The following is a 14,231-nucleotide window of genomic DNA, read 5'->3' on the forward strand; positions in this document are numbered from 1 at the left end:
GCGCGATCAGGGGAGGGGCGCTATCCCTTGATCGGTGTGAACAGGTCCAGCCAGTACAGGAGGTTGAGGAGGATGCCGCCGACGATCACCGCGGCCGGTGCCGCGGCCATGCGCACGATTGGCCGGCCCATGGCCTCGTTCAGCAGGTAGAGCCCGCCGACGACGAGGATGCCGAGGCCGCCGCCCATGGCGTTGGCCGCCATCAGCGAACCGAAGAGGATCGCCAGCTGGAGGGTGTCGCTGATCGCGCTGCGCAGGTGCTCCGAGGAGTCACGGACACTGGGCAGCCGGCCGAGGAGCTTGCCGATGTAGGAGAGGGCCAGCACTTCGGCCGCGAAGACCAGGGCGCCCACGATCGCTGCGACGTACGGGTTCGGCATCAGGTAGCCGATGGGGTACACGAGGGTGAAGCCTGCGATGCCGTACGCGCCGGAGGCCAGCGCGGTGGTCGCGATCAGCGGGATGAAGCCGAAGACCCGGTAGAAGTCGACCTGGGCGGCCTCGGAGTAGTTCCCCTTGGCGATCAGGAAGCTGGTTGCCTCGCCGCCGCCGAATATGTGCATCTGGGCGAGCACACAGACTCCGGCGCCCAGCACCATGAACAGGGGAAGGTACCTGCGCAGGCGGGCCGCGCTGGCGCTGAAGAGGGAGGCCATCGGATCGTCGCCCTCGACGACCGGTTCGCTCACGCCCGCGGCCCTGTCGGCCTTGCGCTGGGCGAGGTCCTTGGCGACGGCGAGACCGATGAGCATCAGCACGCCGACGGCCATCGCCAGCGCGCCGGCGAACATGTTGGGCCACAGCTTCATGGTCATGACGACCAGGGCGAACTCCAGCAGCCCCGCGATGCCGCCCCACTTGCGGCCGAACTGCTTGGTGATGGCCAGCACCGGGAACAGCGTGAAGAGGAAGAGGATCGGGGTCGACATCTGCTGCATCGCGGTGATGAAGTCGACCGGCAGGTCGTGCGCCACGTTGTTGGCGCCGTTGAGGCCGAAGACGACGACCGCGCCCCAGGCGCCGCCGAGGATCGGTGCGAGCCACTTCTTCGGCGACAGCATGCCGAGGATGTCGGTGGGCAGGAAGAGGAGCCACGGGTTCAGCACACCGGTGGACAGGGCCATCGGGGCGCCGAGCCCGAAGATGAACCCGGCCGAGAGTCCGAACGAGACCGCCGTCGTCGCGCTGCGGGTCGTGCGTCCCTGGATGAAGTCCAGGAGGAACGGACGTACGCCGTCGTTGAAGACGGCCAGTGCCATGTGCGAGATGTACGCGGTCAGCGCACAGAGGGCTATGACGGTCAGCTGCTGGGCCAGCGAGAAATCGAGGCTTGCACCGGCTGCGAGTGTGGTGCTCACGGGGTCACTCCTTTGTGCCCGGGGCGATCAGATCTGGGTGGCTGGGGTCAGCCGCGGGCGGCGATGGCGCGCGCCATGAGAGGGGCGATGGCGTCGATCTGGTCCATCGAGAAGCCGAAGACCTTCTTGCCCTCGTCGAGCAGTGCGGTGATCTGCTCCTCGGTGGGGACGCTGCGGCCGAAGGTGTGGCAGACGGCGCTGCCCATCAGGCCGACGAGCACGCCGAGCGAGGCGCCCGCGCCGGTGTGACAGGTGCCCAGGTAGTAGTCGGCCTGTCCGACGCGCAGCTTCATCGCGGCGTCCATGTCGCTGGAGGCGACGATGTCCAGTCCGTCGATGCCGAGCTGCTTGATGGTGCTGGTGACCTCGGTCTTGCCGACGCCGCCTGCGAGGATCTTCGTCATGGCTGTGCTTCTTCCGTGGTGGTCCGGGCCGGATCGCGCCGGCCCCGGGGGCGGAGTGGTCAGGAGGAGGGTGTGGCGGGGGTCTGCTGCGACAGCACCGCGAGGTGCATGCCGAGGAAGTTGACCTCGGACTCCGGGAGGGCGGCCCCGAGTTCCCGCCGGGCGCGCTCGGCGACGGCGCGGGCGCGGGAGACGGCGTCGGGGTGTCCGGCCAGTTCGGCGGCGACCTGGTCGTCGGTGAGGAACTGTTCGATGGCCTCGCCGTTCAGGAGCCGGGTGAGCGCCATCATCAGATGACTGGTCAGCATGCCCGCGGTCGCCTCGGTCACGGTGCGGCCCTCCGCTTCGAGGCCGGCCAGCTCGGCCTCGACGAAGTCGGCGACCTCGGGCTTGATCTGTCCGCCTTCGCGGAAGAGCTGAATTCGCAGTGCCAGCTGGTCGTCCATGGAGATCCTCCTAAAATCGACAGTAACCAGGATTTTGTATTTTGATGGGGGCGAAGGTCCCGTGAAGGCAGGACCTTGGTCCTCTCCGCCGGGCCGGTCAGTACGAGGGCACGCGCGTGCCCTGGAGCACCTCGCGCTGGAGCGAGGTGATCAGCGAGAGGTTCAGTGAGTCCCGGACGGCGGCCAGGGCCTTGGTCCCGTCGGTCCGGCCGATGATCGCCGCGCTGGAGTTGCGCAGTGACAGCTCGCGGGTGACCTCGTCCCCCAGCGGGAGCACGTCGACGAGGCCGAGCCCGAGCCGGTCCTGTACCTCGTCGAGGTTCCAGACGGTGGCGTCGACCTCGGCACGGGCGAAGAGATCGCGCAGCTGCATGTACGAGGCCTCCAGCCACTGGATGTCGTCCCGCCCGGCGAAGACCCGCTCCACCAGCATCCGAAGGTCCTCCGACGCGTGGTCGACCGCCACCCGCAGGCCCGGCGTGTTCACGTCCACCCCGTGCCGCAGGAGCATGCCGTGCGCACCGACATAGGTGGCGGGCCCCAGGTCGGCCACCAGCTCCACCGGATGTTCGGCGATCAGTTCGTCGGCGGCGAAGCGGGAGAGGACGACGAGGTCGACCTTGCCTTCGAGCAGTGCGGCGGTACGGGCTCCGGCGCCTCGCATGAAGGTGATCGCGAAGGGCGCGCCGGCCTCCTCGAAGGCGCTGCGCAGCCCGGTCGCCAGGCCCTCGTACCGGCGGGAGTACGGCAGGGGCATCGCGGCCAGCAGTGTTCCGAGTCCGGAGAGCCGCCAGAGTATGGAGCGGTCCGAGTGGACGAGGAACGTGCCGAGGTGTCCCCGGGCGGTCGTCCCGATGGCCCCGGACTCCTCCAGCAGTTGCAGGGCCGCCTGGACCGTGCCGTTTCCGCAGCCCAGCTCCTCGGCGTAGTCCCGCACCCGGGGCAGCCGGGTGTCCGGCTCGTGGTTGAGCAGCAGGACCGCGAGCTGGCGGGCTGCCAGTCCGTTGCGCGTGAGGAAGCGGTCATCGAAAGCGTTCACGAAGGGAACAGTAAACAGGATTCTGGATATTGACAAGGATTCTTACGAGGTGTCAGATACTCCGGAGGTTTTTGTGTGATTTCTCCCTTAATGTCGGCCATAAGTCGCCGTCGGTAGAGGAGCACACGTGACCAACCCGGTACCTCCCCGCGACCGCACCGACCAGCCCTGGCGCTCCGAGGGCGCACCGAAACCGCCGCCACCCGGACGGAAGATGCCGGGAGGCTGGGGCGGACTTCTGCTCACCGCGCTGGCCGTCTACCTGATCGCCAATCTGGTGCTGTCGTTCTTCAACGGCAAGGACGAGCCGACGATCGCGTACACGGAGTTCAGCAAGCAGGTCACCTCGGGCAACGTCTCCAAGATCTACTCCAAGGGCGATGCCATCCAGGGGCAGCTGAAGAAGGAGGCGAAGGTCCCGGGCGGCGACGAGAAGTACACGAAGTTCGTCACGCAGCGGCCCGCCTTCGCCGATGACAACCTCTGGGGCGAACTCGTCAAGGACAACGTCACCGTCACCGCCGAACCGGTCGTCCAGGAGCGCAGCTTTCTCGCCAACCTGCTGATCTCGCTGGCGCCGATGCTGCTGCTCGTCCTGCTGTGGGTGTTCATCGCCCGGCGGATGTCCCGCGGCGGGATGGGCGGGGGCATGGGCGGCTTCGGCCGCAAGGCCCCGCCGAAACCGGTCGAGCTGGAGGGGGACCGGCGTACGACGTTCAAGGACGTGGCGGGCATCGACGAGGTCGAGGGCGAGCTCAACGATGTCGTCGACTTCCTGAAGAACCCGGCCGCCTACCGGAAGATGGGCGCCAGGATGCCCGGGGGCGTGCTGCTCGCGGGCCCGCCCGGTACGGGTAAGACGCTGCTGGCGAGGGCGGTCGCGGGAGAGGCGGGGGTGCCGTTCTTCTCGGCCTCGGCCTCCGAGTTCATCGAGATGATCGTCGGGGTCGGGGCCGGCCGGGTCCGCGAGCTGTTCGCCGAGGCGCGCAAGGTCGCCCCCGCCATCGTGTTCATCGACGAGATCGACACCATCGGACGCGCCCGCGGCGGCGGCTCGGGCATGGGCGGGCACGACGAGCGCGAGCAGACGCTCAACCAGATCCTCACCGAGATGGACGGCTTCTCCGGCTCGGAGGGCGTGGTGGTCCTCGCGGCGACCAACCGCGCCGACGTCCTCGACCCGGCGCTCACCCGGCCCGGCCGGTTCGACCGCGTCGTCCAGGTCAGCCCGCCGGACAAGACGGGCCGCGAGGCGATCCTGGAGATCCACACCCGGCAGATCCCGATGGCCGACGACGTGGACCTGTCCCAGGTGGCCCGCACGACCCCGGGAATGTCCGGCGCGGATCTCGCCAACCTCGCCAACGAGGCCGCGCTCCTCGCGGTGAAGCGGGGGCAGCCCAAGGTGAACGGCGCCGATTTCTCGGACGCGCTGGAGAAGGTACAGCTCGGGGCGGAACGCTCGCTCGTCATGTCGGACGAGGACCGCCGGCGGACCGCTTACCACGAGAGCGGGCACGCGCTGCTGGGGATGCTCCAGCCGGGCGCGGACCCGGTCCGCAAGGTCACCATCGTGCCGCGTGGCCGTGCGCTGGGCGTCACGCTCTCGACGCCGGACGCCGACAAGTACGCGTACACCGAGGAGTACCTGCGCGGCCGGATCATCGGTGCGCTCGGCGGCATGGCTGCCGAGCAGGTGGTGTTCGGCGTCATCACCACCGGAGCGGAGAGCGACCTGGAGCAGGTCACCCACCTCGCCCGCGGCATGGTGGGCCGCTGGGGCATGAGCCACAAGGTGGGCCGGCTGACGGCGATCCCGGGTGATGCGCAGCAGGCGTACGGACTCTCGGCAGCGCCGGCCACCCTGGACGCGGTGGACGGTGAGATGCGGCGCATCGTCGACGAGTGCTACGAGGACGCGTGCCGACTGCTGCGCGAGAACCGGGACCGGCTCGACTCGCTGGCCGCGGCGCTGCTGGCGAACGAGACGCTGGACGAGGCGGACGCCTACCGGGCGGCCGGGATCACCCGGCTGGCGAAGTAGCCCTTCCGTGGCCGGCCCGCACACGGGCCGGCCACCGTCCTGCGAGGTTCCGTGAGGTCCTACGTGGTGCAGACGAGGTAGCGGAACACGTTCGGCATCCACACCGTGCCGTCCCGGCGCAGATGCGGATGCAGGGCCTCCGCGACCTCCTTCTCCACCTGGGACCGGTCCGTCGCCCGTACCGCGGCGTCGAAGAGCCGCGTCGACAGCAGGCCCCGTACCGCGCTGTCCACGTCCGCGTAGCCGAACGGGCACGCCACCCGCCCCGAGCCGTCCGGCCGCAGACCGGACCGGAACGCCACGTTCTCCAGGTCGTCCCGCCGTGCTCCACGCCCGTTCACGGCGTCCGGCCCCTCCGCGAGCCGGGTCGCCACCCGCAGCACGGCATCGGTGGCGCACCGCTCGGGCGGCCCCCAGCCGGTCAGGACGACCGTGCTGCGCCGGCCGGCCGAGGGCACCGCGGCACCGAGCGTCCGCACCAGCTCCTCCCCGTCGTCGGGGGAGCAGCCGATCGGGGTGAAGGCGGTGATCAGGTTGTAGGGCTCATGACCCGGCGCCGGCGCCGGAACGGACTCCAGCAGCTGCGGTTCGGCGGATCCGGGCCCGCTCTCCTCCTCCGGACCGGGCAGCAGCCGGATCCGGGCGAGTGACAGACGTTCGAGGTCGGGATCGACGCCGGTGACGTGGGCTCCGCGGCCGGCCGCGATCAGCAGCGCGAGCCCGGATCCGCAGCCGAGCGAGAGCATGCGCGTGGCGGGTCCGACTTCGAGCCGCGTGTACACCGCCTCGTAGAGCGGCGCGAGCATCCGCTCCTGGATCTCGGCCCAGTCGCGGGCACGGGAACCGGTGTCCACGGACGCGGACGGCTCCGCCTGCGTGTGGTGCCGGACGAGCGTTGGTGTCATGGAATGCGCCCCAATCCGCCGAGATGCCGGTCATACCGGTCGGCCGTACCGATCGGTCGAGCCTGAATGGACGATCTCCCCGTGGTCGTACGTCCGCGCTTCCCCCGTATGCCAGAGAACTGCGCATCCGCCGCCGCGTCCAGGGGTCCACGGGCAATGGTTGCCCGCGGTGGCGGCACGCGATGCGCCCGGAGCCCGGGCGCCCGTGGACAGGGGTGCCCGGCGTTTCCGCTTTCCCGTGCTGCGGTCCAGTCTCACCCGGCGCGCGGGGGCGGGCACGTCGAGCGCTCCGGCCCGGGCCGGACGCCGCCTGCGGCGCTGCTCGGGGGAGGGGTGCGGGGCGGGCGGTGCGCCGCGGGTACTGTCGGTGTCCGGGCCCGGCGCCCGCGCCATCGGCGGGCGGGCGTACGCGCCGTCTACGCGCCGGGGCGTACCCGGCGCTACGTACCACCTTGGTGTGAGCTGTGCGTCTTCTCCGCAGATCAGCGCACCCGCCCTCGTCAGGACGCATGAACGGCAACTGACTGGTACGTGCAAAATATTTGGGATGGCCCGGAATCGGAACACCGGGGCACTCGCGCTCGTTGTCACGACGTGAGCACGACACCACCTGTACTTGCCGCAGAGCTGGCACAGGCGTGGGCCGACATTCAGCGGTACCACTCCGAGCTGCCCGATCTTGCCGCGCCCGAGTCCCTGATCGGAGAGTCCTCGTCCGCCTGTGGCGCCGAGCTCTCCTTCGAGCGACTGCTCCATGAGGCAGTCCACGGCATTGCCGCCGCCCGAGGTGTCCGTGACACCTCGCGCGCCGGCCGATACCACAACCGTCGATTCCTCGCGATCGCCGAGGAGCTGGGCCTCGATCATGCCGAGGAACCCCACCCCAGCAGCGGCTTTTCGCTCGTCACGCTCAATCCCGAGGCCAAGCGCCGGTACCGGCCGACGATGGAACGGCTGCAGCGCGCCCTCAAGGCGCACACCGTGGCCACCGCCGCCGACACGAAGCGCTCCTTCCGCGGGCCCGCGGCCCGGCACGGCTCCTCCGGAGGAGGCGTCCGGGTCAAGGCCGTCTGCGACTGCGGTCGCAACGTGCGCGTCGTCCCGTCGGTCCTCGCGCAGGCCCCGATCGTCTGCGGCGGCTGCGGAAAGCCGTTCCGGATCCCGGAGGCAGTGGTCGCGGTGGGGTGAGGCGGCGTGGTGTGGCACAATGGCTAGCTGTACTCGACAGTCGCACAGGACCCCTCTCTCCTCCGGCTGACGCGTCCATCGGGCACTCCGAGTACCGCAACCCCACGTGGCATCTAGTTGTGCCCAACCACGTCATAGACCAGGAGACACCACTTCCGTGGCAGTCAAGATCAAGCTGAAGCGTCTGGGCAAGATCCGTTCGCCTCACTACCGCATCGTCGTCGCCGACTCCCGTACCCGCCGTGATGGTCGGGCCATCGAGGAGATCGGCCTGTACCACCCGGTACAGAACCCCTCGCGCATCGAGGTCAACGCAGAGCGTGCGCAGTACTGGCTGTCCGTCGGCGCCCAGCCGACCGAGCCGGTTCTCGCCATCCTGAAGCTCACCGGTGACTGGCAGGCGCACAAGGGCCTCCCGGCCCCCGCGCCGCTGCTGCAGCCGGAGCCCAAGGCTGACAAGCGCGCCCTGTTCGAGGCCCTCACCAAGGACGCCGGCGAGGAGTCCAAGGGCGAGGCCATCACGCAGAAGGCGAAGAAGGCCGACAAGAAGGCGGACGAGGCTGCTGACGCTGCCGCGCCCGCCGAGTCGACCGAGGCCTGAGCATGCTCGAGGAGGCTCTCGAGCACCTCGTGAAAGGCATCGTCGACAACCCCGACGACGTGCAGGTCGCCTCGCGCACCCTGCGTCGTGGTCGTGTGCTCGAGGTTCGGGTCCATCCGGATGACCTCGGAAAGGTGATCGGCCGCAACGGCCGCACCGCACGCGCGCTGCGTACCGTCGTGGGCGCCATCGGCGGCCGCGGTATCCGCGTCGACCTCGTCGATGTGGACCAGGTTCGCTGACAGAGTTGAACACCGGCACGGGCCGGGGAGGGCCATGCGCCCACCCCGGCCCGTCGTCGTACGACAGGAGAGACACAAGGTGCAGTTGGTAGTCGCGCGGATCGGTCGCGCCCACGGCATCAAGGGCGAGGTCACCGTCGAGGTGCGCACGGACGAGCCGGAACTCAGGCTCGGGCCCGGCGCCGTACTGGCCACCGAGCCGGCCTCCACGGGGCCGCTGACGATCGAGACCGGCCGGGTGCACAGCGGCAGGCTGCTGCTGCGTTTCGAGGGCGTACGGGACCGTACGGCCGCCGAGGCGCTGCGCAACACACTGCTGATCGCCGAGGTCGACCCGGCGGAACTCCCGGAGGACCCCGAGGAGTTCTACGACCATCAGCTGATGGACCTCGACGTCGTCCTCGCCGACGGCACCGAGATCGGCCGGATCACCGAGATCACGCATCTGCCGTCCCAGGACCTCTTCATCGTGGAGCGTCCGGACGGCACCGAGGTCATGATCCCGTTCGTCGAGGAGATCGTCTCCGAGATCGACCTGGAGGAGCAGCGCGCGGTGATCACGCCGCCGCCCGGGCTGATCGACGAGAGCCAGGCGATCGTGGTGTCGACGCGCGACGAGGAAGCGGACTCCGCGGCGGACGGGTCCTCGCAGGCCGGTTCCGGCGACGCCGGGAAAGACGCCTGATGCGCCTCGACGTCGTCACGATCTTCCCCGAGTACCTGGAGCCGCTGAACGTCTCGCTCGTCGGCAAGGCCCGCGCCCGCGGGCGCCTCGACGTACAGGTGCACGATCTGCGGGAGTGGACGTACGACCGCCACAACACGGTCGACGACACCCCCTACGGCGGCGGCCCCGGCATGGTCATGAAGACCGAGCCCTGGGGCGACGCGCTGGACGAGGCACTGGCGGACGGATACGAGTCCGGGGCGCACTCCCCGGTGCTCGTGGTCCCCACCCCGAGCGGCCGGCCGTTCACCCAGGAGCTCGCCGTCGAGCTGTCCGAGCAGCCCTGGCTGATCTTCGCCCCGGCTCGTTACGAGGGCATCGACCGGCGGGTGACGGAGGAGTACGCCACCCGGATGCCGGTCGTCGAGGTGTCCATCGGCGACTACGTGCTGGCCGGCGGCGAGGCCGCGGTGCTGGTCATCACGGAGGCGGTGGCCCGGCTGCTGCCCGGCGTCCTCGGCAACGCCGAGTCGCACCGGGACGACTCCTTCGCCCCGGGCGCGATGGCCAACCTGCTGGAGGGCCCCGTCTATACCAAGCCGCCCGAGTGGCGCGGCCGGGGGATCCCTGACGTGCTGCTCAGCGGCCATCACGGGCGGATCGCGCGCTGGCGCCGGGACGAGGCCTTCCGCCGTACCGCACTCAACCGGCCCGATCTGATCGAGCGTTGCGAGGCGAGCGCCTTCGACAAGAAGGACCGCGAGATGCTCTCCATCCTCGGCTGGTCACCGGAGCCCGGCGGCCGATTTTGGCGCAGGCCCCAGGCCGTGGAAGAATAGGCCGCTGCTGTACGTCCGCGTGCGCCCCTGCCACAGGGGGAAAGACGCCCGTCCGACGCGATCAGCACCCCGAACTCACCACTCTCCCGTCGATGACCTGTGGCATCGGCGAAGAAAGCAGACACCATGGCTTCCCTGCTCGATGACGTCAACGCCGCTTCGCTGCGTACCGACGTCCCCGCCTTCCGCCCCGGCGACACCGTCAACGTCCACGTCCGCGTGATCGAGGGCAACCGCTCCCGTATCCAGCAGTTCAAGGGCATTGTCATCCGCCGCCAGGGCGCGGGCATCAGCGAGACCTTCACGGTCCGCAAGGTCTCCTTCCAGGTCGGCGTCGAGCGCACCTTCCCGGTGCACAGCCCGATCTTCGAGAAGATCGAGCTCATCACCCGCGGTGACGTGCGTCGCGCCAAGCTGTACTTCCTCCGTGAGCTGCGCGGCAAGGCCGCGAAGATCAAGGAGAAGCGCGACCGCTGAGCTGACTCCCTGGTCCACAGGACGGCCGGATAAGCTCTGGCCCCGATGGACACGGAAGCAGAGCACCTGGAGCGCGATCGCTCCTCCGCACCCACTACGGGATCGGAGGAGGGGTCGCGCTTCTCGCGTATCACGGACCGTTTCGCCGCCACGGTGTCGTGGCGGCGCACCCTTGCGCTCGGGGCCGTCTGTTCGGTCGGCGTGCTGCTCTTCAGCACGTTCGTGGTGCAGCCTTTCCTGATCCCCAGTGGCTCGATGGAGTCCACCCTGCAGATCGGGGACCGGGTGCTCGTCAACAAATTGGCGTACCGTTTCGGCTCCGTACCCCAGCGCGGCGACGTGGTGGTCTTTGACGGCACCGGATCCTTCGTTCAGGAGACGCCGCCGGAGAACCCTGTGACCGGGCTGCTGCACGGTGCGGCGGCTTCCCTGGGGCTCGCGGAGCCCGCCGAGACCGACTTCGTGAAACGGGTGGTGGGCGTGGGGGGTGACCGGGTGGTCTGCTGCGACAGACGCGGGCGGGTCGAGGTGAACGGCCGGCCGGTGAACGAGGACTACCTGTTCGCGGGGGACGCACCGTCCCGGGTGCCCTTCGACATCGTCGTGCCGGACGGCACGCTCTGGATGATGGGCGACCACCGGAGCAATTCCCGCGACTCCCGCGACCACCTGGGCGAACCGGGCGGCGGCATGGTGCCCGTCGACAAGGTGATCGGCAGGGCCGACTGGTTCGGCTGGCCGCTGGGCCGGCTGGGCGCCGTTCCGGACACTGCCGCGTTCGACGGCATACCCGCTCCCGGTCCGGCGCATGGGTAACCGCGGGCGGAGGCACGGCGCCGCGGATCCGGAGATCCCGCTGCCCACCGGGACCCGGCCGACAGCCGCGCGCTCGCTGCCGACCCGCGCGGAGCGGCGCAAGCTCGCCCGCAAGGTGAAGCGGAAGCGGCGCAGGTCGGCGGTGAAGGAGATACCCCTCCTCATCACCGTGGCCCTGCTGATCGCCCTGGTCCTCAAGACGTTTCTGGTGCAGGCCTTCGTGATCCCGTCGGGGTCGATGGAACAGACCATCCGGATCGGTGACCGGGTCCTCGTGGACAAGCTGACGCCCTGGTTCGGGTCGAAGCCTGAGCGCGGCGACGTCGTCGTGTTCAAGAACCCCTCCGACTGGCCGCCGCCGAACCCGGTGGGGGAGACCGAGGAGTCCCCCGTCGTCATCAAGCAGGTGAAGGAGGTGCTGACCTTCATCGGGCTGCTGCCCTCCGACGACGAGCAGGACCTGATCAAGCGGGTGGTCGCCGTGGGCGGCGACACGGTGAAGTGCTGCGAGCAGGACGGCAGGCTCATCGTGAACGGGGTGGCGGTCGACGAGCCCTACATCTATCCCGGCGATTCGCCCTCCACGATCAAATTCGAGGTAAAGGTTCCAGCCGGGAGAATCTTCGTGATGGGGGACCACCGCTCCAATTCCGCCGATTCGCGTTTCCACCTGGACAAGACGGGTCACGGCACGGTTTCCGAGGATGCCGTGGTGGGCCGTGCCGTGGTGATCGCCTGGCCCTTCGGCCACTGGCGCGAGCTGGAGGAACGATCTGCCTTCTCCTCGGTCCCGGACGCGCGCGCCGGGACGGCGGCTGCCCCCCGGCCGTCGAATAGTGTGTCCCAGGATCCCAACGGATTGATCCGGCTCCCGACCCCTGCGGAACTCCCGCTCGTTATGGGAGTGGTGGGCCTGCACCGGCTAGGGCGCAGGCGGTGGCACGGAATAAGGAGTGGATGTGGGGGATTTGGCGGTCGGCGCACGATCCGGACACGACGAACCCGAGGACCGGCCGGACAATCCGGGGAACGCCGAGTCCGACGGGACGACGGCGGACTCGACGGAGAGTGACGGCGGCTCCCCGGGCAGTGGCAGCACGGCGCAGAAGAAGCCCCGCTCCTTCTGGAAGGAGCTGCCCCTCCTCATCGGTATCGCGCTCATCCTCGCGCTGCTGATCAAGACATTCCTGGTGCAGGCGTTCTCGATTCCCTCGGACTCGATGCAGAACACGCTTCAGCGGGGCGACCGGGTGCTGGTGGACAAGCTGACGCCGTGGTTCGGCTCGGAGCCCGAGCGCGGTGAAGTGGTCGTCTTCCACGACCCGGGCGGCTGGCTGGAGGACACCGCCGCACCCGACCCGAACGTGGTGCAGAAGTTCCTCAGCTTCATCGGTCTGATGCCGTCGGCCGAGGAGAAGGACCTGATCAAGCGCGTCATCGCGGTCGGCGGTGACACGGTGGAGTGCAAGAAGGACGGGCCGGTCACGGTCAACGGCAAGGCACTGGACGACAAGTCGTTCATCTTCGAGGGCAACACTCCCTGCAACGACGAGCCGTTCGGCCCGATCAAGATTCCCAAGGACCGCATCTGGGTCATGGGCGACCACCGTCAGAACTCCCTCGACTCGCGGTACCACCAGGAGCTGCCGGGCGGCGGCACCGTCTCCACCGACGAGGTGGTCGGCCGTGCCGTGGTCATCGCGTGGCCGGTCAACCGCTGGGCGACTCTGCCGATCCCGAAGACCTTCGACCAGCCGGGGCTGAACGCCGCGATGGGGCTGGCGCCGGGAGCACTCGGTGTAGCCGGTGCGCTGCCCCTCGTGTTCTGGCGGCGACGGAGGCTGACCGGCGGGCGTACCGCCGGGTAGGGTGCCGACTCGGATCAGCGATTGTCGATCTCCGATGGGGGACGCTGCGATGAGTGCAACAGGACGTACGGGAGACGGCCGCGGCCGGCTCGGCAGCAAACTGTCGGGGCTGGCCGTGGCCGTCGGCTGTGTGCTCTTCCTCGGCGGCTTCGCCTGGGCAGCCGTGGTGTACCGGCCGTACACGGTGCCGACCGAGTCGATGACCCCGACGGTGAACGCCGGCGACCGGGTCCTCGCGCAGCGCGTGGACGGCAGCGAGGTGCGCCGGGGCGACGTGGTGGTGTTCACGGATCAGGCGTGGGGTGCCATGCCGATGGTGAAGCGGGTCGTCGGGATCGGCGGCGACAAGATCGCCTGCTGCGAGAAGGACGGCCGGCTCACGGTCAACGGCGTACCCGTCGCGGAACCGTATCTTCGGGCCGGTGAACCCGCCTCGGGAAACGACTTCACGGCCGAGGTGCCGCAGGGCAAGCTCTTTCTCCTGGGTGACGACCGCAGGTCCTCGCTGGATTCCCGGGTCCACCTGGAGGAGGGCGACCAGGGCGCGGTGCCGCGCAGCGCCGTACAGGCCCGGGTGGATGCCGTCGCCTGGCCGCTGGGCGGCATGATCGGGCGGCCGCAGGCCTTCGCCTCCCTGCCCGGCGGAGTGTCCGCTCAGGGGCCGCTGAAGCTTCAGCTCGGGGCCATGGCCGCGGGCGTGGTGCTCATCCTCGGTGGTGCCGTGTACGGGCCGGTCGCGGCGCGGTCCGCCCGGTCGAGGCGGAACAAGCGGGAGACGGTGACCGCAGGTGCCCGCTGAGGCACGCAAGGTCGCCCGCCTGGTGCTCCTTGATCCGGAGGACCGCATTCTGCTGATGCACGGGTTCGAACCGGAGGACCCTGGGAGCACCTGGTGGTTCACCCCCGGCGGCGGCCTCGAAGGCGACGAGACCCGCGAGCAGGCCGCCCTGCGCGAGCTGGCCGAGGAAACCGGGATCACGGATGTCGAGCTGGGCCCGCTGCTCTGGCAGCGGATGTGCTCCTTCCCGTTCGACGGGCGGCGCTGGGAGCAGGACGAGTGGTATTTCCTGGCCCGCACGACGCAGACCGCGACGGACACCAGCGGGCAGACCGGGCTGGAACGCCGCAGTGTCGCGGGTCTGAGGTGGTGGACCTCCGCCGAACTGTCGGCGGCGCGTGAGACGGTGTACCCGACCAGACTCGCCGAGCTGCTGCGCACGCTGCTCGACGAGGGTCCTCCGCGTACGCCGCTGGTTCTCGCCCCCGAAATCGCCTGAGCGACCGGGGTACCGGGCCCTGGCGCACAATGGGGGAACGCACGGCTGAAGGGGAACATG

At 69.5% G+C, this 14,231-nt stretch carries 17 protein-coding genes; 12 read left to right on the forward strand and 5 right to left on the reverse strand.

The window, feature by feature from the left end:
• Window positions 1-20 precede the first annotated feature (20 nt).
• The 4 genes from OG446_RS28015 to yhfZ all read right to left on the reverse strand — a co-directional run bounded on the left by OG446_RS28015 (window position 21) and on the right by yhfZ (window position 3,247).
• Entirely contained in the window at window positions 21-1,358 is a 1,338-nt protein-coding gene (locus OG446_RS28015) for a YhfT family protein (protein WP_328896611.1), read from the reverse strand.
• A 47-nt stretch (window positions 1,359-1,405) separates the two neighbouring features.
• Window positions 1,406-1,762: a DUF2620 domain-containing protein gene (locus tag OG446_RS28020; protein WP_328896612.1), complete on the reverse strand. Its 357-nt coding sequence runs from the start codon at window positions 1,760-1,762 to the stop codon at window positions 1,406-1,408.
• Window positions 1,763-1,821: 59 nt separating this feature from the next.
• Window positions 1,822-2,208 (reverse strand): transcriptional antiterminator, encoded by a 387-nt coding sequence (locus OG446_RS28025; RefSeq protein WP_328896613.1) that lies wholly within the window; start codon window positions 2,206-2,208, stop codon window positions 1,822-1,824.
• Between the two features lie 97 nt (window positions 2,209-2,305).
• Complete coding sequence (gene yhfZ / locus OG446_RS28030; protein ID WP_328896614.1) at window positions 2,306-3,247, reverse strand: GntR family transcriptional regulator YhfZ; 942 nt, start codon at window positions 3,245-3,247, stop codon at window positions 2,306-2,308.
• 127 nt (window positions 3,248-3,374) lie between these two features.
• Here yhfZ and ftsH point away from each other — a divergent pair, with 127 nt between their 5' ends.
• Entirely contained in the window at window positions 3,375-5,291 is a 1,917-nt protein-coding gene (gene ftsH / locus OG446_RS28035; RefSeq protein ID WP_328896615.1) for an ATP-dependent zinc metalloprotease FtsH, read from the forward strand.
• 59 nt (window positions 5,292-5,350) lie between these two features.
• On the opposite strand, the gene OG446_RS28040 is transcribed toward ftsH, so the two are convergent.
• Window positions 5,351-6,196: an SAM-dependent methyltransferase gene (locus OG446_RS28040; protein ID WP_328896616.1), complete on the reverse strand. Its 846-nt coding sequence runs from the start codon at window positions 6,194-6,196 to the stop codon at window positions 5,351-5,353.
• Window positions 6,197-6,790: 594 nt separating this feature from the next.
• On the opposite strand from OG446_RS28040, the gene OG446_RS28045 reads away from it, so the two are divergent.
• The 11 genes from OG446_RS28045 (at window position 6,791) to OG446_RS28095 (ending at window position 14,171) form a co-directional block, all read left to right on the forward strand.
• Window positions 6,791-7,384, forward strand: coding sequence for a hypothetical protein (locus OG446_RS28045; protein WP_136329609.1), 594 nt, complete (start codon window positions 6,791-6,793; stop codon window positions 7,382-7,384).
• Window positions 7,385-7,541: 157 nt separating this feature from the next.
• Window positions 7,542-7,985, forward strand: coding sequence for a 30S ribosomal protein S16 (gene rpsP, locus OG446_RS28050; protein WP_148021156.1), 444 nt, complete (start codon window positions 7,542-7,544; stop codon window positions 7,983-7,985).
• A 2-nt stretch (window positions 7,986-7,987) separates the two neighbouring features.
• Window positions 7,988-8,227 (forward strand): RNA-binding protein, encoded by a 240-nt coding sequence (locus OG446_RS28055; RefSeq protein ID WP_003980229.1) that lies wholly within the window; start codon window positions 7,988-7,990, stop codon window positions 8,225-8,227.
• Between the two features lie 79 nt (window positions 8,228-8,306).
• Entirely contained in the window at window positions 8,307-8,912 is a 606-nt protein-coding gene (gene rimM / locus OG446_RS28060) for a ribosome maturation factor RimM (protein ID WP_328896617.1), read from the forward strand.
• Window positions 8,912-9,733, forward strand: a complete 822-nt coding sequence (gene trmD / locus OG446_RS28065) for a tRNA (guanosine(37)-N1)-methyltransferase TrmD (protein WP_328896618.1) — start codon at window positions 8,912-8,914, stop codon at window positions 9,731-9,733. Before rimM ends, trmD begins: the two co-directional genes overlap by 1 nt.
• Before the next feature lie 126 nt (window positions 9,734-9,859).
• On the forward strand, window positions 9,860-10,210 hold the full coding sequence (rplS, locus tag OG446_RS28070; protein ID WP_136329605.1) for a 50S ribosomal protein L19: 351 nt from the start codon (window positions 9,860-9,862) through the stop codon (window positions 10,208-10,210).
• 45 nt (window positions 10,211-10,255) lie between these two features.
• Window positions 10,256-11,026: a signal peptidase I gene (gene lepB, locus OG446_RS28075; RefSeq protein WP_328896619.1), complete on the forward strand. Its 771-nt coding sequence runs from the start codon at window positions 10,256-10,258 to the stop codon at window positions 11,024-11,026.
• Complete coding sequence (gene lepB / locus OG446_RS28080) at window positions 11,019-12,098, forward strand: signal peptidase I (RefSeq protein WP_328896620.1); 1,080 nt, start codon at window positions 11,019-11,021, stop codon at window positions 12,096-12,098. Before lepB (OG446_RS28075) ends, lepB (OG446_RS28080) begins: the two co-directional genes overlap by 8 nt.
• A complete protein-coding gene (gene lepB / locus OG446_RS28085) occupies window positions 11,995-12,894 on the forward strand; it encodes a signal peptidase I (RefSeq protein WP_328898436.1) in 900 nt (299 codons plus the stop codon). Before lepB (OG446_RS28080) ends, lepB (OG446_RS28085) begins: the two co-directional genes overlap by 104 nt.
• A 49-nt stretch (window positions 12,895-12,943) precedes the next feature.
• Window positions 12,944-13,693, forward strand: a complete 750-nt coding sequence (lepB, locus tag OG446_RS28090) for a signal peptidase I (RefSeq protein ID WP_328896621.1) — start codon at window positions 12,944-12,946, stop codon at window positions 13,691-13,693.
• The gene (locus OG446_RS28095) at window positions 13,683-14,171 is read left to right on the forward strand and encodes an NUDIX hydrolase (protein ID WP_219568050.1); all 489 of its coding nucleotides are present in this window, start codon (window positions 13,683-13,685) and stop codon (window positions 14,169-14,171) included. The genes lepB (OG446_RS28090) and OG446_RS28095 overlap by 11 nt, the downstream gene beginning before the upstream one ends.
• Window positions 14,172-14,231 lie beyond the last annotated feature (60 nt).

Origin of the sequence: Streptomyces sp. NBC_00236 (genome assembly GCF_036195045.1) — a bacterium.
Taxonomy (GTDB): Bacteria; Actinomycetota; Actinomycetes; order Streptomycetales; family Streptomycetaceae; genus Streptomyces.